At 56.9% G+C, this 20270-nt stretch carries 23 protein-coding genes and 3 tRNA genes (1 of these 26 running past the window's edge); 8 read left to right on the top strand and 18 right to left on the bottom strand.

From position 1 onward, the window contains the following. The 3 genes from KL786_RS27240 to mgtE all read left to right on the top strand — a co-directional run. Window positions 1–54: transfer RNA gene (locus KL786_RS27240), tRNA-Arg, on the top strand (it extends 123 nt beyond the left edge of the window). A gap of 72 nt (window positions 55–126) precedes the next feature. Beyond that, a tRNA-Arg gene (locus tag KL786_RS27235) sits at window positions 127–203 on the top strand. Between the two features lie 380 nt (window positions 204–583). Beyond that, on the top strand, window positions 584–2026 hold the full coding sequence (gene mgtE, locus KL786_RS27230; protein ID WP_032861570.1) for a magnesium transporter: 1443 nt from the start codon (window positions 584–586) through the stop codon (window positions 2024–2026). A 161-nt stretch (window positions 2027–2187) separates the two neighbouring features. On the opposite strand, the gene KL786_RS27225 is transcribed toward mgtE, so the two are convergent. Together KL786_RS27225 and KL786_RS27220 are read right to left on the bottom strand one after the other, a co-directional pair. Beyond that, window positions 2188–2514: an Arc family DNA-binding protein gene (locus tag KL786_RS27225; protein WP_029294475.1), complete on the bottom strand. Its 327-nt coding sequence runs from the start codon at window positions 2512–2514 to the stop codon at window positions 2188–2190. Window positions 2515–2999: 485 nt separating this feature from the next. Beyond that, window positions 3000–3224, bottom strand: coding sequence for a hypothetical protein (locus KL786_RS27220; protein ID WP_215519548.1), 225 nt, complete (start codon window positions 3222–3224; stop codon window positions 3000–3002). A gap of 330 nt (window positions 3225–3554) precedes the next feature. Between KL786_RS27220 and KL786_RS27215 the strand changes: the two genes are divergently transcribed. After that, window positions 3555–3631 (top strand) — tRNA-Arg (locus KL786_RS27215). Between the two features lie 182 nt (window positions 3632–3813). Here the strand turns inward: KL786_RS27215 and KL786_RS27210 are convergent. From KL786_RS27210 to KL786_RS27165, 10 genes are all read right to left on the bottom strand, one after another. After that, on the bottom strand, window positions 3814–4077 hold the full coding sequence (locus KL786_RS27210; protein WP_215519547.1) for a hypothetical protein: 264 nt from the start codon (window positions 4075–4077) through the stop codon (window positions 3814–3816). Then, on the bottom strand, window positions 4077–6572 hold the full coding sequence (locus tag KL786_RS27205; protein ID WP_215519546.1) for a phage tail tape measure protein: 2496 nt from the start codon (window positions 6570–6572) through the stop codon (window positions 4077–4079). The genes KL786_RS27210 and KL786_RS27205 overlap by 1 nt, the downstream gene beginning before the upstream one ends. Window positions 6573–6904: 332 nt before the next feature. Then, entirely contained in the window at window positions 6905–8041 is a 1137-nt protein-coding gene (locus KL786_RS27200; protein WP_215519545.1) for a phage major capsid protein, read from the bottom strand. A gap of 9 nt (window positions 8042–8050) precedes the next feature. Further along, window positions 8051–8725, bottom strand: coding sequence for an HK97 family phage prohead protease (locus KL786_RS27195; protein WP_127651391.1), 675 nt, complete (start codon window positions 8723–8725; stop codon window positions 8051–8053). Window positions 8726–8861: 136 nt separating this feature from the next. Next, window positions 8862–9062, bottom strand: a complete 201-nt coding sequence (locus KL786_RS27190) for a hypothetical protein (protein WP_252193869.1) — start codon at window positions 9060–9062, stop codon at window positions 8862–8864. Window positions 9063–9608: 546 nt separating this feature from the next. After that, a complete protein-coding gene (locus KL786_RS27185) occupies window positions 9609–10367 on the bottom strand; it encodes a hypothetical protein (RefSeq protein ID WP_353844685.1) in 759 nt (252 codons plus the stop codon). Between the two features lie 115 nt (window positions 10368–10482). Next, window positions 10483–10863, bottom strand: coding sequence for a DUF3077 domain-containing protein (locus tag KL786_RS27180; RefSeq protein WP_215519543.1), 381 nt, complete (start codon window positions 10861–10863; stop codon window positions 10483–10485). Then, a complete protein-coding gene (locus tag KL786_RS27175) occupies window positions 10860–11072 on the bottom strand; it encodes a hypothetical protein (protein ID WP_215519542.1) in 213 nt (70 codons plus the stop codon). The genes KL786_RS27180 and KL786_RS27175 overlap by 4 nt, the downstream gene beginning before the upstream one ends. 120 nt (window positions 11073–11192) lie before the next feature. After that, on the bottom strand, window positions 11193–11432 hold the full coding sequence (locus KL786_RS27170; RefSeq protein ID WP_198834409.1) for a hypothetical protein: 240 nt from the start codon (window positions 11430–11432) through the stop codon (window positions 11193–11195). Next, window positions 11429–11629 (bottom strand): helix-turn-helix domain-containing protein, encoded by a 201-nt coding sequence (locus tag KL786_RS27165; RefSeq protein WP_057023908.1) that lies wholly within the window; start codon window positions 11627–11629, stop codon window positions 11429–11431. The genes KL786_RS27170 and KL786_RS27165 overlap by 4 nt, the downstream gene beginning before the upstream one ends. A 119-nt stretch (window positions 11630–11748) precedes the next feature. Here KL786_RS27165 and KL786_RS27160 point away from each other — a divergent pair, with 119 nt between their 5' ends. Then, complete coding sequence (locus tag KL786_RS27160) at window positions 11749–12279, top strand: hypothetical protein (protein WP_198834410.1); 531 nt, start codon at window positions 11749–11751, stop codon at window positions 12277–12279. On the opposite strand, the gene KL786_RS27155 is transcribed toward KL786_RS27160, so the two are convergent. Beyond that, on the bottom strand, window positions 12272–13483 hold the full coding sequence (locus KL786_RS27155; RefSeq protein ID WP_215519541.1) for a site-specific integrase: 1212 nt from the start codon (window positions 13481–13483) through the stop codon (window positions 12272–12274). The two genes, KL786_RS27160 and KL786_RS27155, sit on opposite strands and share 8 nt — an antisense overlap. 537 nt (window positions 13484–14020) lie before the next feature. On the opposite strand from KL786_RS27155, the gene KL786_RS27150 reads away from it, so the two are divergent. After that, a complete protein-coding gene (locus tag KL786_RS27150) occupies window positions 14021–15400 on the top strand; it encodes an MFS transporter (RefSeq protein WP_065943570.1) in 1380 nt (459 codons plus the stop codon). A 61-nt stretch (window positions 15401–15461) separates the two neighbouring features. On the opposite strand, the gene KL786_RS27145 is transcribed toward KL786_RS27150, so the two are convergent. The 4 genes from KL786_RS27145 to flgA all read right to left on the bottom strand — a co-directional run bounded on the left by KL786_RS27145 (window position 15462) and on the right by flgA (window position 18052). Further along, window positions 15462–16211 (bottom strand): flagellar brake protein, encoded by a 750-nt coding sequence (locus tag KL786_RS27145; RefSeq protein ID WP_215519540.1) that lies wholly within the window; start codon window positions 16209–16211, stop codon window positions 15462–15464. 95 nt (window positions 16212–16306) lie between these two features. Continuing rightward, entirely contained in the window at window positions 16307–16774 is a 468-nt protein-coding gene (locus tag KL786_RS27140) for a flagella synthesis protein FlgN (RefSeq protein WP_032861563.1), read from the bottom strand. A gap of 48 nt (window positions 16775–16822) precedes the next feature. Further along, window positions 16823–17140, bottom strand: a complete 318-nt coding sequence (gene flgM, locus KL786_RS27135; protein ID WP_032861562.1) for a flagellar biosynthesis anti-sigma factor FlgM — start codon at window positions 17138–17140, stop codon at window positions 16823–16825. Window positions 17141–17281: 141 nt separating this feature from the next. Then, a complete protein-coding gene (gene flgA / locus KL786_RS27130) occupies window positions 17282–18052 on the bottom strand; it encodes a flagellar basal body P-ring formation chaperone FlgA (protein WP_215519539.1) in 771 nt (256 codons plus the stop codon). Window positions 18053–18133: 81 nt separating this feature from the next. Here flgA and KL786_RS27125 point away from each other — a divergent pair, with 81 nt between their 5' ends. After that, a complete protein-coding gene (locus KL786_RS27125) occupies window positions 18134–19066 on the top strand; it encodes a chemotaxis protein CheV (protein ID WP_215519538.1) in 933 nt (310 codons plus the stop codon). 43 nt (window positions 19067–19109) lie between these two features. Then, window positions 19110–19937: a protein-glutamate O-methyltransferase CheR gene (gene cheR / locus KL786_RS27120; RefSeq protein ID WP_032861559.1), complete on the top strand. Its 828-nt coding sequence runs from the start codon at window positions 19110–19112 to the stop codon at window positions 19935–19937. On the opposite strand, the gene KL786_RS27115 is transcribed toward cheR, so the two are convergent. Further along, window positions 19922–20270: hypothetical protein (locus tag KL786_RS27115; protein ID WP_215519537.1), on the bottom strand; the 349-nt coding region annotated here is incomplete at its 5' end. The genes cheR and KL786_RS27115 overlap by 16 nt on opposite strands.

The raw sequence follows: 20270 nt of genomic DNA, 5'->3' as shown, positions 1-20270 counted from the left end.
AGTACTCGGCTACGAACCGAGCGGTCACAGGTTCGAATCCTGTCGAGTGCACCATTTAAGAGTTAGTTGCAGCGATGCAGGTAACTTGGCTCCAACCAGTTGTGATCTGGTCTAAAAACACAATCTGCACTCGTAGCTCAGCTGGATAGAGTACTCGGCTACGAACCGAGCGGTCACAGGTTCGAATCCTGTCGAGTGCACCATACAAACAAAAAGCCCGCCTAGTGCGGGCTTTTTGCCGTCTGGGGTTTTTATTTTCGAGCTGCCGGACGGGCATTGTTCTGTAGGACTTGTCTCTGGCGGGCATGTTTTTCTCTCGCCCATGTGTTTTCTTTTCTGTCGGTGTCGTCGCAGTTTCATACGTGCGGCCAATACTCAGCTTTGTGGCGCAAGCACTTGTTCTTTCCAGTTTTTTAACGTTTGAAGCGGCCGGGCGTGTATCATTGCGCCCGTCAGCCCCGCCGGGGCTTGTGGAATACCTCCATGGACTTACCCAGTAGTTACTCAGTACCCCGCTTTACCAATCATGAATTGACTGATTGATCCTTCCGGCGTGCCCCGCTGCTGGGAGTGGAGTTCGCCTATGACCGAAGTAGAAGTAAAGAAAACACAAGAAAGCCTGCAGGATCGCCTGGCGCAAGTTGTCGAGCTGCTGCATCGCCAGCGCGTGGTCGAAGATCTGACCCATCGCCAGGAAGGCCCTCATCAAGACCGGGTCGAGAACCTGGTCCATCGGCAGAATCTCGTCGAATTGCAGCGCAAGCTCGATGACCTGCACTCTGCCGACGTTGCCTACATCCTTGAAGCCCTGCCGCTGGACGATCGTCTGACGCTTTGGCAGTTGGTCAAGGCTGATCGCGATGGCGACATCCTCCTCGAAGTATCCGACTCGGTGCGTGAAACCCTGATCGCCGACATGGACGATCACGAGCTCCTGGCTGCGGCCAAGGAGATGGACGCCGACGAACTGGCCGACCTGGCCCCTGAACTGCCCCGTGATGTTGTCCATGAGCTGATGGAGACCCTCGACGGCCAGCAGCGTGAGCGAGTGCGCTCCGCGTTGTCCTATGACGAGGAGCAGGTCGGTGCGCTGATGGACTTCGAAATGGTGACCATCCGTGAGGATGTCAGCCTGGAAGTGGTTCTGCGTTACCTGCGGCGCCTCAAGGAGCTGCCGGGGCACACCGACAAGCTGTTTGTGGTCGACTACGAGGGCATCCTCAAGGGTGTGCTGCCGATCAAGCGTCTGCTGGTCAATGATCCGGACAAACAGGTCGCCGAGGTCATGGCCAGCGACCCGGTGAGCTTTCATCCTGATGAGGACGCCTACGATGCCGCCCAGGCATTTGAGCGTTATGACTTGATCTCGGCCCCGGTGGTCGACAAGAACGGCAAGCTTATTGGTCGTTTGACCATCGACGAGATGGTCGACCTGATCCGTGAGGAGAGCGAAAACGAAGTCCTCAACATGGCGGGTCTGCGTGAAGAGGAAGATATTTTTGCGTCAGTCTGGCGATCCCTGAGCAACCGTTGGGCGTGGCTGGCGGTCAACCTGGTCACTGCGTTCATTGCATCGCGGGTGATCGGCCTGTTTGAAGGTTCTATCGAGAAGTTGGTGGCGCTGGCAGCGCTGATGCCTATCGTGGCCGGTATTGGTGGTAACTCGGGTAACCAGACCATCACCATGATCGTGCGGGCGATGGCCCTGGATCAGGTAAGCACGGGTAACACCTCGCGCCTGATGCGCAAGGAATTGGCGGTGGGCCTGATCAATGGCCTGGTGTGGGGTGGTGTCATCGGCATAGTGGCCTACCTGCTGTATGGCAGTTGGTCCCTGGGCGTGGTGATGACGGCGGCCATGACCCTCAACCTGTTGCTGGCGGCATTGATGGGGGTGTTGATTCCCATGACCCTGGCGCGACTTGGGCGCGACCCGGCGATGGGCGCCAGTGTGATGATCACGGCCATGACCGACAGTGGTGGTTTCTTCATCTTCCTGGGTCTGGCGACGATCTTCCTGCTCTGACCTCTTCTTGTAGGAGCGAGCTTGCTCGCGAAAATCGTTAACGATAGCGCGGGGCACCAATGGAAAATCGGTGCCCTTGAGTTTTTCGCGAGCAGGCTCGCCCCTACATTCCAGGCAAAAAAAAAGCCAGCGCAAGGCTGGCTTCAGCTTTCAGTTGCCGATTATTCGGCTTCTGCGGCTGCCTCAACGTCATGGGCAATCAGCGACACAAGCGCATTTTGCTGACGGTGGGACAGTTGGCGAAACCGCTGTAGCAGCTCGCGCTCGTGCAGTGACAGCTCCGGGCTGTCCATGCGCATGCTCAGTTCGTCACCCAGCGCGCCTTCCTGAATAAGGCTTTGCTCCATGCGCGCGATGATTTCAGAGTTCATGCTGCGGTGATGATTGCGAGCCACCTCGGCAATGCGTTCCCGCATTCCGTCTGGCAGACGTACGACGAACTTGTCAGCCGTACGGCTGGAATAAATTGCCTGTTTCAATGGGCGCATATATTTAACCGGTTAGTTCAGGGGAGCGGTTTTTGGAATTGGCCGCAAGATGTGTGTTAGGACAAGGCTTGCGGACAAATGTTCAACCTGAATTGCAAAGAGGCCGCATCATGCCTCAAATTTGCCAGTTACTTGGCGTCAATTCTGTGACAAATATTGAACTTCCTACAGGCGTTATGCCAGTACTCATTTTCAAATTTGCGGACTGGTTGGAAAACTTTTCTGCAGGGTAATCTGGCTGCTGATCAGCCTGCAGGCTCTCGATGCGAGAGGGTTTTCGGGCGCACATCCTATAGCAATATGGCCTTTTGCCCTTAATTTTAAGACTAGTGGCAAATGGCCGATTTGCGAGCCGAGGCGACATAAGGTCGAGGGAATATTGGCAGGGTGTCAATCTATCGTCGCGGGGGTGTTGAGTCCCAGGATGCCCGTGGCAAGGGGCAGAATGATAAGCAGCCAGGCGGGCTTGCTCATGATGGGTTCGCTTAGAAAATCAAATGTTCAGAAGTGCTGGCGGCCTGTGTGCCCTGTGCCAGATGAGCCGAAGGTTGGCCGTTGCCTGTCATGACGGCCAGTTGAGGTCGTTGCTGGGTCTGGTGGCTGCCTGTGTGGCTGAACTGTGCAGTATCACTGTCGTTGCTGGGCTGGAAGTGGAACGTCACCAGCACGGCCAAGGCCAGGGCGTTGAGGATCAGGAGTGTGCTGTTCATGGGTGTTTCCCCGTGTTCATTGGCAGGACAGTGTTATAAGCATAAAGAGTGCAGTCATCGTGCCAGCTAGTATTTTGAGTAAAGTACTTTAAAAACAAATACTTATGATGATCTCAAAAGTATGGCTCATTGCAATATGCAATGATGGCTTTTCGCATTGATGCATTTTGCACGATAGGGTTGTCAGTCCTGTGGACGAAGGCTTATCGCTGGCGGGGCGGGAAGAGGGCTTACGCCTAAAAAGCTGACGGACGACATGACAAAACTCACCTCGGCCGTTAACATGCACGCCGTCCGTCGCAACGCCACTTGGCTGCGTGCCTGTCATTAGTCCCAGTAGCTCAATTGGATAGAGCATCCCCCTCCTAAGGGGAAGGTTGGCCGTTCGAACCGGCCCTGGGACACCATATAAATCAAGGGTTTCGCCGGGTTTACCTACCAGATCCGGTCTGTCGTACCAGCAGCGTACCAGCACCAGCACAAAGAAAGGCCCCGCAATGACAGAACAGGCGGGGCCTTTTTAATTCTGTCAGGCTGACAGATTTGAATTCCGCGCCACGTTTTCGTGATTCGCAAAACGTGGCGCGGATTACTTCACCACCAGCAGCGGCGCCGGGATATCCTCCGCCCACTGGCCCATCTCTGCCTCATACCTCCGTATCCGAAACAGCAGGTCGGTATCTGCCGGGCCTTCGTGCAGCACCACGGCGGTGACGCGGGCCAGGATGCGAGTCATCTCCGCGTTTCGCTCCCGCATTTGCTTACCGGTGCCCGTACAGAGCTGCCCTGAAAGCGTCTTGCTAATCTGTGCCGCCAGCGCCCTGGCAAGCTCGCCTCTCGTGTCCTGATCCATCACACGCGCCTCCAAAGTACACCGCCTTGTCCCATCTCTTGTTGCAGCACCCGGCGCACCGTCTGCTCCACCATTGTACTTACAGCACTGCCTGTAGCCTGAGTATCAGCGGCAGAAGCGCCCGGCTGTGCCTGGACAGTGACCTCTGTGTGGATGGTTACACCACCACCGCCACCACCAGAGTTGGCGCGCAGCTGATCAAGCGTCTTGTCCAGCTTGGCGCTGGTCTCGGCAGTGGTGACCCGCTCTCCCTTCTGGAGCAACCAGGTGCCCGTCTCCGGCACCGCGTCGATACCATCGTGCGCCATACCTGCAAGCGCCGCACTGGCAACGCCGGCCACCATGGGAGCAGTTGCTGCCGCAGCAGCCGCAGCCGCAGCAGGCGCCGCAGCAGGTCCGACAACAGGAATTGCCGCTGTCGAGGCGAACGCTGCCAGACTGGCCTGAAACGCAGTTGCCTGGGCATTGGCCACCAGGGTTGGGACCGCGCTTGCCTGCGTGGTCTTGCCCACCAGCATTTGCACTGCCTGATACACCAGCCACTGGGCAGCCATATCGGACAACGCCTGCAGGGTGGACTTGGCGAAGTTGGCAACAAGATCGCCAAGCGCGTCGTCAGCATCTTCAGCACCGCTGATCACATCGGATATGAAACCGCCGAGCTCGCTCCTTGCACTGTCCAGCACCGATGCGGTGGCATCGGCAGCCATTCCAGAGTAATCGGTCGCGGCGTCGACGTAGTTCTGCCAAGCATCACTCACCCCAGCCATCCAGTTGTTCTGGGCCTCATCGACCTGGTTGTAATAGTCCTGCTGAATGACCATTCGCTCGGCAAGAGCCTCTTCGAGCAGCGCGGTTTCTTTGTCGTACAACTCCTGGCTGATATCCCCAGCGTTGCGCTGTTCAAAAAGGTCAGCGACCTGCTTGTCATGCTCCACCTGAATTTGAAGGTCGGCCTTTAGGCGCTCCCTCAGCTTGTCGCCAGAGCCCGCACCCGTGAGCTCAACTTCGAAGCCGCGCTTGATGGTTTGGTTGCTGTCTTTCAGGTTCGCCCCGAACGCTTCGAGCTTCGCGGCATCTTCATTGGCTTGCTTGAGCTGCTTTAGCGCGTCGAGCTCTTCAGCAAGCCCGTTAAGCCGCTCTTTCTGCTGGCTGGTCAAGCCGGCCAGCTTTCCAGATTCGAACTCAAACTGAAGCTTAGCCGCTTCCGTAGCATCCTTTCGGGCGTCGGTGGATGTATTGATCAGTTCGATTTGACGCTTGAGGCCAGTCTCAGTTGATTCGAATGAGTCCAGTATTTTCTTGGCCGCTTCGACCTGGCCTGGAGGGATAACATTCAGGGTACCCTTCGTGGGTGTCCTGAGCTTTTCGAGAAGGTCGGCCAGGGCCTTGATTTGCCCATTGCTGCCAGCACCAGCCGGCTTATCAAAGGACGCCATGAGATCGCCATATCCAAGAGTCGTCTTGTCCATTTCCACGCCAGCCTTGGCTAGCGTTTCTTTGACCCCGTCAAGGTTCTGAATCAGTCGATAGATGCGGGCCGGGGGCACCCACTTCTCCCAGTAGGAACTGTCCTTCATCGAGGCGTCATCTAGATCTGAAAGCGTCTTGATGCTTTGCCCGAGAATGTGAATCCCAGCAACAGCCCCCAAGGAAAACTTGGCCAGGCCTTTAAAGGCTCCGGCCAAGTCGTCGGCGACCTGCTTACCTAGTAGGCCGTTGGCAGAAGTGAGGTTTAGCTGGGTCGCAAAATTGGCCAGTGTTGGCAATAGCGCTGCACTTATTTGGTTCTTCAGTCCCGAAGCTGACTGCTCAACAAGCCATGTGGCGGCGCTCATCTCCTTGGCAGCCCTGATTGTCTTGTCATCAAGGATTGCGCCAGCAGCCTCAGCAGCATCCCCGAATGCTCTAAATCCCTCAGCGTTATTTTTGAGCAGCGGCAGCAGCAGTGTTGCGTCGTTTGCGATCGACTCCAGGTAGAAAGTCATGTCCGCCTGGCTGGCTCCAGCCTTCTCCAGGCTGGACACGAATAACCCCAGGGCCTCTGGTCCCGACAGACTCCTGAATTGGTCAGCTGTGACCCCGACAAGTGGGGCGATATTGGTGAAGAAGTCCTTTAATTCGCCGCCGCCGGTATTGAGAAAGTCACCGACCTTATCGTTAACATCCTTGAATATATCGGACAGCTTTTCCTGGCTGATACCCACAAGGTTTGCGCCAGCGGAAAGCTTTTGAAACTCCGTTGTGCTGGTGTTCGAGATTGCAGCAAAGCGGGAAATTTCTTCTGCCGCCCTAACAGTGCTCACAGCCAAAGCAGCCAGCGCGCCAACACCTGCAGCGACACCGGCCCCGATTGCAGCACCAACCAACTTCGCGCTCTTCTCGGTTTCTTCCTGCCACCTTCTGGTTCTACGGCTGGACTCGTCAAGCGGGCCAGTAAAACCACCAATTCTTGCGATCAGGTCGAGGGTTAAAGTGCCCAGGGATCTGGCCATAGATGTTCCTCCAAAGCCTCGCCGAAGGTCGATTCCGATCCTCCATTTTCAAAATCTAATTTTGACGGTGCGAAAAAAACGTTTGGGCGCGGTCTAGAAGCAAATGTCTCTGAAGTTTGCACCTGCCCCCTCAGTATCAAGTGAGATTCCTTCTCTTTTGATCTTTCACCCACAAAAAAGGCCCTCTCTGAATCCCTCAGATGGGCCTTGTCCTGCTTCGTCTGCCACCGGCTCGGGTGATACATAGGATTGAGCCGCGCAGGCTGTCGGGGTTGATTCCGAATCAGGGCACTCACCGACTGATCCCTGTCCTAATATCCCTTACGGGCCGCTTAGGCTGCGGTGATGCTGACGGAGTACAGAGCCGCCTTGGCGAACACTGCGAGGCCAGCACGCATCTCACCCAGCAGAGTGATCATGTTGGTAACCATGTTGTCGCGGTCGAAGCGGCTGGCGATCACTGCCGGGGCCATGCGGTCAAGCACTGCAACCTGGGCCGGGTCGAGTACCAACACCTTGCCACGCCCCATTGCTGGCGTGGTCACGACAGAGCAACCCCATAGCGCCTGGGGTGCTGGGTTCTGCGGGCTACCCAATAGATATTGGCCGTCACCTGTGGCTTTTGACTTGGAGATGTCGAACCAGTCCAGCGGGTTCATTACGATCACCGAGGGGTTCCAGCCGGACGCCTTGAGCTGGGCCACTGCTGCGCCGATACGGTCGGTTGGCGAGTCGGCAGCGTTCGGGACAAAGGTTGTGGCCTGGGCCAGCAAACCCTCGATCTTGCCGCTACCTGCTACCCCGTTGATAAGTTGCTGCTCCAACTTTGACAACACGCCATAGGTCAGCAGGTTGGAGATATAGACCTCAAGGCTTGGCGCGTCGTCGAGGATCTGCACACTGGCGCGGGTCCAGTGGGCGATGGTGGCCACGTTGGCGGTGACTACGGCCAGCTCCATCTCGGCCTCAGCCTTCAAGTCGCCTTCCTTGACCTGATAGTCGGCAGCGTTCACGTAGGCGCCGAGCTGGGTGTACTCGTAGCTACCACTAGCAACCGGGATGCTGGGCAGGACGGACAGCAGCGACAGGACCGGGCGAGGGTCATTGAAAACACCTGCAGCACGTTGAGGCTGTACGTTCACGCCGCTGTCACCGGTCTGGCCTCGACCATCATTCACCAGCGCCTTGATACCGAACTGGGCCAGCTCAACGCGACCAGTACTCTGGGCGCCGTCCTGCATTGCCTTGAGCTGGGCGGACTTAATGAACGTTTTGATGGCGGTCTCTGCGCCGCCACCGAATGGATTATTTTCCAGGAACTCGATCCCGCCAGCGGCTTTGGATTCCAGGTCAAACATGCGGGTTTTCAGCTCTTTGATGCCCGTCAGGGCTTCGTCAGTCTTGGCGCCCATCGCAGTGACAGCGGCACCGTGGTCATTTACAGCTTTGGTCAGTAGTTCGAGAGACATGGTGATACCTCAGCGCCCTTGAAGGGACGCGGTGATGTTTTGGAGTTTGGCCGCGATCTGGGCCAGTTCAGCGCTGTCGTCGGCTTGCTCATCGCGAACAAGACCGTTCCAGCCACCCGACATAAGCCTCTTGGCTTCGCGGGCAGAGAGCCCCAGCGCATCACGCGCGGCGCGTTCAAATTCCCGAGGGTTCGGGCTTGCTGGATCGAAGGCGCATTTCACGCTGACGATCCGGGAGTTGGGGTTGGCGGCGATGGCCACAAGGCTCACCTCCACCAGGTCAATCTGTTTCAGCAGGCGGGCACCATTCACCAGCTCGGCACCGCCAGGCGGAACCGTGTAACCGATGCTAAGTGCCAGAGCGCCGTCCTTTGCCAGGGCATGGGCTGCTTTGGCTTGTGGCACGTCCAGGGTGAAGCGACCAGACGACAGAAGGCCCTGGGCGTCCTCGTCGAAGGAATCCCAAACACCTACAGGGTTGGTCTGATCGTGTTGCCAAAGAAGTGCAGGACGGGTGCCGGCTGCGGCGTGCTTGGCCAGGCTCTTGGTGAATGCACCAGGGGCGATGATGTCGCCGTGGAAGTCTGGCTCACCGCCGAAGGTCGAGGCGTAGCCGGTAAAACTACCCACCGAATCATCGGCGGCGAACTTGTATTGCAGGGGCGCAGTTTGGAATGGGCGCATAGGTGGTGTTCTCTCATAAGGAGCAAATGGTTTCATTTGCCGCTCAGGGAACGCATCACGCGCAACTGGACGGGATACAGCACATCACGCGCTGTATGAGTGCCCAGTATACAGGGGGTCGTCCCGAGCGCCAAGGTCATTTCAGTCCGAGCTGGACCTCAATCTCAGCGGTTGACTCGCCTCGGCCCAATGCGGCTTTGGCCGATCGCACCATCTCTGCTATCGCCTGATCCTCCAGGCGCTTTGCCATGATTTCAGCCTTGCGGGCGATCTTTACGGCAAGGTCGGTCGGGAATGCTGGGCGGTAGGTGTGTGGGTAGCTGTTTCGCATATTCATAAAAACTCCGATGAGCATTGTTCAGCCCCCATTGGGGGTTTGGGTCTTCCACCAATGGTGGGAGTTAATTTCCTCAACTTGAGGAGATTGGTCAGGGGTGCGATTTCAAATCCGACCTCTGGGACTTCCTCAAATTGAGGGAGTTAACTTCCTGCGCCGAAGGGTGTTACCCCAGCGGGGGATGATCCCGATCTGAGCCATCTGGATCTCGAATCCATGTGGAGGTTTGTTCCGACGAATTTCGTCGACACAGCCAAAAAGACGTTTCGCGTTCTTTTGAGCGCGTCCGAATTTCGGACGCACTACACTTTTCGGGTAGTGGGGTACTACGAAACTTTCGTAGTGATCGACTTGCCCGCGTTTCAAATCTGACCAAGCTGGGGTGTCCTCAAAACTGAGGAGACCCCTTCCGGATCTCAAATCCAGAAGTAATGCCGGATTTCCCGGCATTACCCTGACCCGCCAGTTCGACGGGGTAGATACCCGGATTTACGGGTATCTAGATGCCCTGAGTTTTCAGGAGATGTCCCCACAACTGGGGGCATCTCAGGTCGAGCTGTACGCCTCAAGCCACTCATCGACGGTCTGGTCTTGAGGAGGCTTAGGGGTATCTATAGGGGTGTAAGGAATGGTCTTGTATTCGTCCTTTCTTATTAACTTGTTTTCGTGGTTTGCAACGCACGTAGTTGGAATCGGCTGTAGCCCCCGTTCTGCCTGGGCTGTAGCGGTTTCCTTGTCCGGCGCTCTTGTCCGGAAGTTGTCCGGGAGTTGTCCGGATCTTGTCCGGAAGTTGTCCGGCAAAACTGCCTTTCTGAATTGCTCGGCACTCAGGCTGACAGGCACCAGACTGCCGGCGTCGAGACGATCGCCAGCCAGTGATCCGGTCAGCAGAACGCTGCGTAGCTTCCCAATGTAATCGTGCATAGCTGACAGGCGGCGAGGAAACGGCAAGCCCGTAGCCATCCAGAACTTGTAGAAGTGGCTGCGCTTACCGATACGGAATTGCCCCTTGGGGAGTAGCGCGCCAGCCTTGGCTGTAGCTGTGTTCCGCTGGCGTGTCAGGTCTGCATTGAACACTGCGTATACAGACTGCCCATTCACCACCGAGACGAACCGTAGCGTGATGCCGGCGCTCCGGGTTTTGCCATAGTGGCCAGTTGAGTAGTCCGTGTACTCGAAAGCATCCATGCCCACCGAGATAAGCACTTCACGGCAAAGTCTGGCCCGGTTGGTGTTGATCCACTCAGGCGGTACGGGCTTGCCGCTCGCCGGTTGAATGGCGAGCTGCCCAAGCTCAATGCTCACCGTATCTCCACGGCTAAGTAGTTTTGTGGCTAGGCATTCCATTCAGCGGCTCACAGTCAGGCGCAAAGGGGGTGCAAGAAAACTGCACCCCCCTTCGCTTGGGGTCAGAGGATTGTCAGGCTGCGCGCTGCGTGCCACACTCTGCCCCGACATTGCTTTCCCGGCTCTTGTCCTGATCCCGGCAGCGCGCCAACGCTGCCCGGATCTCCTCCTCGTCAATCATCCCCAGCAATACCGCATCCAGAAGCGCCTTAGCGCTTTCCAGAGTGTTGAGTAGCATCCAGGCATAATTGCCTTCGATCTTGAGGTTTCCAAATCCGGCGTCGACGATCATGTCGAAAGTCGTGGAAAGGATCGTGGATGCCTCCTCCAGCGCATCATTTGCATCAACACCTTCTGGTACTTGGAATGTGTGCTTGACCTGTCCGTTAACCGATCCGCACTTACGGAAAGGCATGCTTGCCGTTTCAGAGCATTTGAATACCTGGGCCTTCATGCTGGGTGTCCCTCGAAAAATTGGATTACCTGTTCAGCGCTCAGATCGAAGCGCTGTCCTGCTTTGACGAAACACGTCTCCGCGTCTACCACCTGGAACCCACCGCCACCGTTCACCGGCAGCCGTTTGGTGGACCGGACGGCGATGCAGCCATGACGCACGGCCACCTCCCGCGCTTGCGCCTCAAGGGCGCGCTTTTGCTTGCTCATGGATTACCTCCACACGATGGGCGCCAAGACGGCGCAATGGCTCCAGATCGGCCAGAAGGGCCGTTACTGGCAGTTGAAGTGTGCCGAGGACATTCCCAGCACGATCGATAATGCGGACGCTCACAGGAATTGCCCGATGTGCTTAAACCGAAACTCTTTGATGGCCGACAGGTCGCCCGAATCGAAAAACTTCGCCAGAACGTCGTCGTCGTCAACGTCAGAGATGGCAATTTCGCGCAGGTCAATCTGTGTGACTCCGAAGTCGGATAGGGCCTCGACGATCACGGTGCCTTTTTCGAAGTCCACGATCAGTTTGCTCAGTTGGTATGGGTGGAACATGTCGCTGTATTGGTTGTTCATCGGGCGCCCTCCTTTGCAACGCGGTTGATGTAGGCGTCCAGCACCTTGACCAGGATCAGGCGGCGCCGCCCGAGCTTGAAGCTCTCGATCTCCCCGCGAGCTGCAATTTCGTAAAGCGTTGATCGCGCCACTCCGATCACTCGAGCTGCCTCATCTATGCCAAGAGCGATGGCTGGGGCTTGGTTGATATGGTTCATGTATAAAACTCCAGTTGTGTAAGCCGAACGCCCAGACGATACTGGACGGTGAAGGCATCATGATTGTCAGTAACAAAGAATGCAATCATATTTTTTGACATCATAACGGGAGATGACGAATGGCTAACCGATCTAAAAAGGTCATGCTGTCGGCACGCATCGAGCCTTACCTCAAAGCAGGTATCGAGCTCGCCGCCGTGGCGAAGAACGAAAAGATCGTCAAGCTCATGGAGCAATTCATTGAGATAGGTTTGGAGGACTTGGTCGTCGACAACCCTTTCAAGCTCATGACTCTTGAAAAGATCGATTTCATGTTTGTCTTCAAGTGCATATGGTCGGAAGATGAGCCGACATTGAAACTTAGAGCTGGGGGATTAGGTGAAGGATTTGCCGGGTCGCATCTTTCAAGGCTGGCAGGCTGGGTCTTAAGCGATGACTACTTTAAAGGTGAGTTCGACCTTTATGGCGATTTAAACGGAGTCTCGCTTGGGGAAAAGTCGTCCGCACCGCATGTAAAGATCAATATTGATTTAGTAAGAAGTGAGTGGTCGATGATCAATAGCTACTATGAATTTCTAGACAGTAACAAGCCTTTCCATCCTGCCTATAGTGATTATAAAAGAATGGTTCATGAGTCTAAGGCTAAATAAGTTCCACCGCAGCCGCTTTAACGTCAGGCGCCAAGTGGGCATAGCGTAGCGTCATCTTGATGTCGGTGTGCCCCAGCAGGTCCCGGACGGTGTTGAGCGGAACCCCAGCCATCACCAGGCGTGAAGCGAAGTCGTGACGCATGTCATGCCAGCGGAAGCCCTTGATGCACGCCTCTTTCAGTAGCTTGAGCCAAGCGCTTTTAACGTCCTCCATCCGGCCGCCCTCCAGGCCAGGGAATACAAAGGCTGTTTCTCCGATTTGATCTTTCCATGCCTTCAACGTGTTGAAGGTTTCGGCGTTCATCGGTATATGGCGAGTTTCGGAAGTCTTCGCTGTGTCACCGCCCACGGTGATTGTCTTGTTATGGAAGTTGACCATTGACCAAGTAAGGCCGAACAGTTCGCCACGCCTCATTCCAGTATTGAGCGATACCAAAACCATTGGCTTTAAGTGGTCGGTGAATGCAAGTTCTTTCAGGTCCGAGAAAAGGACTCTATTGCGATCGGTGCGCCATTTGTTTGCACTGTCGCGCTCAAGGCAGGCGCGATGTTCCCGGACTTCAAGGGCGTTTCTCAAGTTGCGGGTTTCATCTTTCGACAAGTAACGCACCTGGCCCTTGGTGTCGACTTTCAGCGGCTTGATCTTATCCAGGGGTGAGGAGGGTAGGTACTCCCAGTCAACCGCCCCGGAGAGCACGCCGCTTATGGTGCCCATCTTGCGATTGACGGTCGAGGGCTTGTTGCCGGCGGTGAGCCAGGCGGTGCGCAGCGACTCCAGATCGCGGCCGGTGATGGCGTCCAGGCGCTGGCTCATGATCGATTCGAAATTGTTATCCAGGGTGTGCAATGTTTTTGCATACCCCTTGTTATGCGCCTTGAACCAGGGCAAATAGGTATCGTCTACGAACTCGCGCAGGCTGGGGGTGGATGAACCCCGTCTATCGCGGGTGACCGCCAGGGGCTCGCCATGCTCATGAGCGTCCGCGAGGTATCGGGCAGCCTCGGTTCTTGCCTGGGCGAGCGTGAGGGTGCCGACACGGCCCAGAGAGCGCTCCCGGTTGCGCGCCCACGAAACCATGTAGGCCATATGGCCGGTTGGCTGTACCCTGATGAAGAAACCAGGCTGATCGGTATCGAACACCCGATAGTGCTTTTCCTCAGGCTTGAGGCTGTTGATTAGCTTCTGGGTGATCTTGGCTTTCATGTCCGTACCAGCAATGTACCAGCAGAAAGCACAATATCAGCCAGAACAGCCGGACACAACCATACGCTAAGTCCTTGATTTAACTGGTAAGTGTATGATTTGTAAGTGGTATTTTTGACCCTCCTAAGGGGAAGGTTGGCCGTTCGAACCGGCCCTGGGACACCATTTGCAGTCTCGTCTCCACCCCGACCGAGACGTTGAAAACCCCGATCAGAATGTTCTGGCGGGGTTTTTTTATGGGCGGCTGTTTTCTTGGCCGTTTGGCCAGTGCTTTCGGGCTGGCTGGCGAGATATATTGTCAGGACCTGTATCTGTCCCTTGTCGGAGTGCGTCAGACACTCGCTTGCAGGCGAAGGAACTGTTGGGTGTCGAGTTCATCGAAGGCTGCATGCTTCGAAGATCCCGAGGTTTTCCTGCTTGTCGGATCAAAATACCCCCGGGTGCCTGTGTCGTTGGGTGCCTGGGTTTAACGACGCTTCGTCCTCAGGCTAGTGTGAATAGCCTGACACCCACCGCAAGGAGCCGCTCGGACCGCCGATGCGCCAGATCTGGAAATCTTTTCGAGCCCTTTATTTCGCCTCCTTGATGATGCTGATCGGCTCCGGCCTGCTCAGTACTTACCTGGCCTTGCGCCTGGCGGCTGATAATGTCGACAGCCTGTGGGTCGGTGCGCTGATGGCGGCCAACTATTTTGGCCTGGTGCTGGGGGGCAAGATCGGGCATCGCCTGATCGCCCGCGTGGGGCATATCCGGGCCTACGCCACCTGTGCCGGGATTGTCGGTGCGGCGGTGCTGGGGCATGGCCTGGTGGATTGGCTGCCGGCCTGGATCGTGCTGCGGATCATCGTTGGCCTGGGCATGATGTGCCAATACATGGTCATCGAGAGCTGGCTTAACGAGCAGGCGGATGCCAAGCAGCGCGGCGTGGTGTTCAGCGGTTACATGATCGCGTCCTACCTGGGGCTGGTGCTGGGCCAGTTGATTCTGGTCATGCATCCCCAGTTGGGGCTTGAGCTGCTGATGCTGGTGGCGTTGTGTTTCGCCCTGTGCCTGGTGCCAGTCGCCATGACCCGGCGTATTCACCCCGCGCCGTTGCATCCGGCGCCCATGGAGCCGCGCTTCTTTATCAAGCGGGTACCGCAATCCCTGAGTACGGTGTTGGGCGCTGGCCTGATTGTGGGCTCTTTCTACGGTTTGGCGCCGTTGTACGCGTCCCAGCAGGGGTTGAGTACCGAGCAGGTCGGTCTGTTCATGGGTAGCTGCATTTTCGCCGGCCTGTTGGTGCAGTGGCCACTGGGCTGGCTGTCGGATCGCTATGACCGGGCGTTGCTGATTCGCTGCTTCGCCCTGTGCCTGGCGGTGGCGGCATTGCCGCTGGCGATCATGACCCGGGTGCCGCTGGAAGTGCTATTTGTGGCCGGCTTCCTGTGCTCGCTGGTGCAGTTCTGTCTCTATCCGTTGGCCGTGGCTTTTTCCAACGACCACGTCGAGGGTGATCGCCGGGTGTCGCTCACCGCGATGTTGCTGGTGACCTATGGGGTGGGCGCGAGTATCGGGCCGTTGCTGGCCGGTGTGGTGATGAAGCTGTTTGGCAACCAGATGCTCTATGCGTTCTTCAGCTTGTGCGCGTTGATCCTGGTCTGGCGCATTCGCCCCAAGGCTGTGACCAACCTGCATCAGGTGGACGACGCGCCGCTGCATCACGTGGCGATGCCCGACAGTATGTCCAGTTCGCCATTGGTGGCGGCCCTTGACCCGCGTGTAGATGAGCAGGTGGTCCAGGACCAGATGCAAACGACCGTGCCTGAACCTGCGCCCGAAGCTGAGCCTGAGGTAGAGCCACAATCTGAATCCGAGCCACCGGAGCATCCCGACCCGGATGATCATCCGCATGACCTGAGCCGGGCCCGTCCCTGAAACGAAAAAACGGGCAGTTCCCCAAGGAGCTGCCCGTTTTTTTGTGCCGCGCGTTTGGCGCTTACATGTCGTCGTCTTTATCGAACCGTCGCGCCTCGCGCTGCAGTTGGTAGACAAAACGCTCGACCTGGCGCTGTACCAGGCCACTCATGTTGTGGAAGCGCACACCGGCAAAGGTGGTGTTGATCTTTTCTTCGAAGTGCAGGTAACGCAACTCCACCGCGGTAGTCATGCTGCCGAAGGGCAGGGCGGCGATAAAACGGTCATAGACCTGGCCCAGTTGCAGGCGCTCGGAGATGTCACCTTCAAAACGCAACTTGCAGCCGGTGGCGGAAATGTCCAGCAACTTGCCGCTGATAGGCGCCTTGAGTTTCTCGCCGCCCATTTCGATATTCACCAGTTGCGCCAGTTTCAGCGCTGCACGAAAGGCGTTGCGGCGCTGATGGTAGACCACTTCTTCAGGCAGGCTGCCCTTATAGATGCGGTGGCCGTCCAGGGCGCCGATGGTCAGGGCGCCATTGCTCTCCCAGGCCACGCGCACGCCTTCGTGAAAGCCTTCGATGCGAAAGGCCTCGCCATTTTCCAGGTAGCGTTCACCTTCGGGTGGAATCATCTCGTCCAGGCTCAGCGTCTTGCTGTCCTTGTCGACATCCACCAGGTAGCTCTGGAAGCGCTGGTTGCGTTCGTGGAAGGTAATGATCAGGGGGTCGTGGCTCTCTTGCAGCAGCCGCAAGGTGCCGGCAATTTCCAGAGGTGTGGTAAGGACCTTGGGTGGCTGCGGAGCATCTTCCGCGCTAAGGGTGTTGAACACGGCTCTTCCATCTCCAGACAAAATACGACTACACGCAAGAACCGGCATTTTGCCAGCATGTGGCGCGCCTTGATAGGGCGCGCGATAAACCGGCGTCAGGCTTGGCTGAGGGTGCTGGGCTTGACCAGCCGGGAAGTGGAACCCTGGGCGTTGTACAGTGCTGGAGGTTCGCCGCCATGCAGGATGCGCAACTGGTTGGCGGTGGTGGCTTGCTGCAGTTGGATCGACTGGCCGTTGAGTACATTGGCCTCTTGGCAGTTGATCAACAACTGATTGAGCGCGGTGCTCTGGGCCAGCAACTGGTCACCGACCGAAGAATGGCTGGCCAACTGCTCCAGGCCGCTGTGGTCGGCGGGCAGGCCCAGGCTGAGCAGGATCTGGCTGCGTTTCTGGCCGTGTTGTTCAAGCAGGATGATCAGCGATTGCTTGCGTGCCAGGATGTCTTCCAGCAGGCGCATGTCGCGCCCGCACAGGGCAACGAATTCGTCTTGAAGCAGCTCCAGCAGGTGTTGCGCGGGAGCCAGGTCTTCAGTGATCAGTTGCAGCAGATTTTCGTCGTGCATGGCTGGCCTTGGGTTTTAAGCGTCCAAAAGCCCGGCGCAGGCCTTTGCCTAGCGCTCGGCTTTGATGATTTTGCTGGCTAAACGGTCGTTGTCGATCTGATAGCTGCCATCGGCAATCGCCTGCTTCAACTCGGCCACACGGGCTTTATTGACAACCGGCTGATCGCGCAGCGAGTCCGTGATCTTCTGCAACTGTTGAGCCTCATTGCTCAAATGCACCGATTCGCCACTTTGGGTCGATGCGGTTTGTTCTGCCTTGGCGGGCAGCGCCGGGGCCTTGGCTTCAACGCTGTCCTTGGCCGCGCTGGTGCGCGTGCCGCCGGGCGTTGGCTGGGCGTTATTCAATCGGCTGAAATCAATGACCATGTTAAAAAACCTCTGGGTATTTGGACGCTTGCCATGTTTTCGGCCATACCCGGACAAACTTTAGGCTCGATCGACAATAAACCTATGCACAGCGACATCGTGTGCACAGTGTAGGAAAAGCCAGCGTCCCACGCCAGTGATCTATAGCGCGACCTCCACTTGGCCCGGAGCCGTTACCCGGGCTTTGATCACACGCTTGGAATTGAGGTTTTTCACGCGGATCTGCTCGCTCATCCCGCCATTGGCCAGGGCTTCCCCCGGCATTTTCACGTTCAGGCCGCCACTGCTGGCGGATATCACCACATGGTCACCTTTGCGCACGACTTCGGCCTGTTCCAGGTGAACCAGGGTGATGACTTGGTCGGTGACCATTGGTCGGGTCAATTTTTGCCCCACGGCCTGGTCCACCGAGGTGAGGTAGCCCTGGCTGATCTGGCTGATGTCTCGTTCACGCAGGGCAACGTCTTCAAAGCCGATGATGCCGGTGCGCTTGAGTGGGCGGGTGACGGTCACCACCTCGCGAAACAGGCGGACCTGGGCCGGCACGAATACGGTCCAGGGCGAGCTGCCGTCACAGCGTACGCGCACGGTCACACGGCCAATGGGCTGGGCCGGGCTTTCCAGGGAGCCTGTCAATTCCTTGTCACACATGGGCATGCGCAAGCGTGGGTCCAACTGGTTGACCTGGATTTCATAACGGCCCGGTGTCTGGGTGGTCGCCAGATAATCTTCTACAGTGAACTCAAGAAAGCCTTGAGTGACGCCGATAAGCAGATCAGGCAAGGTGACGTTGTCGGCACGGGCCTGGTGGCCTGTGCCCAAGGCAAGCAACGCCAACGCCATCCAGGCGCAGAGCAATCTGCGGTACTGTGGCGAGCGAAGGCGTCGGGAAACTGTCGTTTTGATGTCCATGGCCAATAAAAAGCAAAGCGCGTGCCGTTTCGTGTTGGGTGCGCGTCGTACCCGTAAGTTTTGTAGCGTAGGAGTCTGGGCATGGCGGGTGTAATGGATTCAGTGAACCAGCGCACACAGCTGGTAGGGCAGAATCGCCTGGAGTTGTTGCTGTTTCGACTCGATGGCAAGCAGCTATATGGCATCAACGTCTTCAAGGTGCGGGAGGTGCTGCAATGCCCAAAACTCACCATAATGCCCAAGTCCAACCCGGTCGTGTGTGGCGTGGCCAGCATCCGTGGCGCGACGATTCCGATTCTTGACCTGGCGATGGCCACCGGTTCTGCGGGCTTGCAGGATCGTGAAAACCCGTTTGTGATCATCACGGAATACAACACCAAGACCCAGGGTTTCCTGGTGCGTTCGGTGGAACGGATCGTCAACATGAACTGGGAAGAAATCCATCCACCACCCAAGGGCACCGGGCGCGATCACTACCTCACGGCGGTGACGCGGGTCGATAACCAGTTGGTGGAAATCATCGACGTGGAGAAGATCCTGGCGGAAGTGGCGCCGACTTCGGAGCATATTTCGGTAGGCGTCGTGGATGAACAGACCCAGCAAAAGGCCGTGTCCCTGCGAGTGTTGACGGTGGATGACTCCTCGGTGGCGCGCAAGCAGGTGTCCCGTTGCCTGCAGACCGTCGGTGTCGAGGTGGTGGCGCTCAATGATGGTCGCCAGGCCCTGGACTATCTGCGCAAGCTGGTCGATGAAGGCAAGAAGCCGGAAGAAGAATTCCTGATGATGATTTCCGACATCGAGATGCCGGAAATGGACGGCTACACCCTCACGGCCGAGATACGCAACGACCCACGCATGCAAAAATTGCATATCATCCTGCATACTTCATTGTCCGGTGTATTCAACCAGGCAATGGTCAAGAAGGTCGGTGCCGATGACTTCCTGGCCAAATTCCGTCCTGATGACCTGGCCTCCCGGGTCGTCGAACGGATCAAATCTGCAGATCACGGCTAGGGGCTTTCTCCCTGGCGGTCACACGAGTTAAGAGGCGGTTTCATTGTCTACGGGTAATTTGGATTTCGAACAGTTCCGGGTATTCCTGGAAAAAGCCTGTGGCATATTGCTCGGTGAAAACAAGCAATATCTGGTATCAAGCCGTCTCAACAAATTGATGGAACAGCAGGGCATCAAGTCCCTGGGCGAGTTGGTGCAGCGCATCCAGGGCCAGCCGCGCAGCGGGCTCAAGGAAATGGTGGTCGATGCCATGACCACCAACGAAACCTTGTGGTTTCGTGACACCTATCCCTTTGAGGTGCTCAAGAACAAGGTCTTGCCCGAGGCAATCAAGGCCAGCCCTGGCCAGCGCTTGCGCATCTGGTCGGCGGCGTGTTCGTCGGGGCAGGAACCGTATTCGCTGTCGATGTCCATCGATGAGTTCGAGCGGACCAACATGGGCCAGTTGAAGGCAGGGGTGCAAATTGTTGCCACTGACTTGTCCGGCACCATGCTGACCAACTGCAAGACCGGTGAGTACGACAGCCTGGCCCTGGGGCGCGGTTTGTCCCAGGAACGCCTGCAGCGTTACTTTGACCCCAAGGGCGCCGGCCGCTGGGCGATCAAGGCGCCGATCAAGAGTCGCGTGGAGTTCCGCTCGTTCAACCTGCTGGACAGCTACGCCAGCCTCGGCAAGTTCGACATCGTGTTTTGCCGCAACGTCTTGATCTACTTCTCGGCTGAAGTGAAGAAAGACATCCTGTTGCGTATCCACGGTACGCTCAAGCGCGGTGGCTATCTGTTCCTCGGCGCGTCCGAAGCGTTGAACGGCTTGCCGGATCATTACCAGATGGTGCAGTGCAGCCCGGGCATTATTTACCAGGCCAAATAACGGCCAACCCAAAATGTGGGAGTGGGCTTATGTGGGAGCGGGCTTGCTCGCGAAGACGGTAGATCAGTTGGTTGATACTTGACTGACACACCGCTTTCGCGAGCAAGCCCGCTCTTATCAAACATAAAATAAGCTACTGATTTTAAAGGGTTAAAAAACATCTCTAAAAGCTGATATTTCGTAGGCGCCCCCAGTTTTCTGCGCGACAGCGCTACGTCGAAGAGGTAGTTGGGACTCCCACCTTTGATCTTCATCCAGACTGAAATCCCGGATCCACTGCCAATCCCCTGTGGGAGCTGTCGAGCTTTAGCGAGGCTGCGATGGCGGCGGCAC

The sequence above is a fragment of the Pseudomonas sp. TAE6080 genome (genome assembly GCF_018732265.1).
In the GTDB taxonomy this organism is placed as follows: Bacteria; Pseudomonadota; Gammaproteobacteria; order Pseudomonadales; family Pseudomonadaceae; genus Aquipseudomonas; species Aquipseudomonas brenneri.
Note: the sequence above shows the minus strand (reverse complement) of the source record. Positions and strands in the feature narration are given on the sequence as shown.